1 protein-coding gene is annotated in these 559 nt (G+C 35.8%); it reads right to left on the bottom strand.

Translation table 11 applies throughout. The features are described 5' to 3' along the window. Positions 1 to 559 (bottom strand): hypothetical protein (locus AC805_RS26405; RefSeq protein ID WP_197278760.1); only part of this gene is annotated, 559 nt, incomplete at both ends.

The raw sequence follows: 559 nt of genomic DNA, 5'->3' as shown, positions 1-559 counted from the left end.
GTTTGATTGCGATCAATAGGATTAGGATCGTTAGTCTGTCTTTGTATTGCATCAGTTTGAGATAAATTAATATCTTGGGCAATAGCTTGAATAGGAGCAGAATAATCTGTATTGACCTTTGCTTGAATATTGCGATCGCTTTCTAGAGGAGTATTATTTACAATTGGCAAATTCGGTAAATTATCAGAATCAACTTGCCTTTGGACTACCTGATTTGTATCGTTGGAATAGTTATCTGGTGTTTCTGCAATAGGTTGATCGGAAGTTGATGTGCTTTGGATTGCTGAAACATAATTATCAGATCTTTGGATTTGAGGAGAATTATTTGATTCAATATCCTTCAAGATAGCTTGTCTTTGGATCTCAGTGGTTTGAGAATCTAAGATGGATTGAATGGAAGTGTTGGACTCTCTTTGGATCGTGCGATCGCTTTGAGTAATATCATTTAGCCGAGCTATATCAGGTTGATTGAGATCAATAGGATCAAGATCGTTAGTCTGTCTTTGTATCGCATCAGTTTGAAATAAATTAATATCTTGAGCAATATCTCGAATAGGAG

It is taken from the genome of Pseudanabaena sp. 'Roaring Creek' (assembly GCF_001402795.1).
Taxonomy (GTDB): domain Bacteria; phylum Cyanobacteriota; class Cyanobacteriia; order Pseudanabaenales; family Pseudanabaenaceae; genus Pseudanabaena.
Note: the sequence above shows the minus strand (reverse complement) of the source record. Positions and strands in the feature narration are given on the sequence as shown.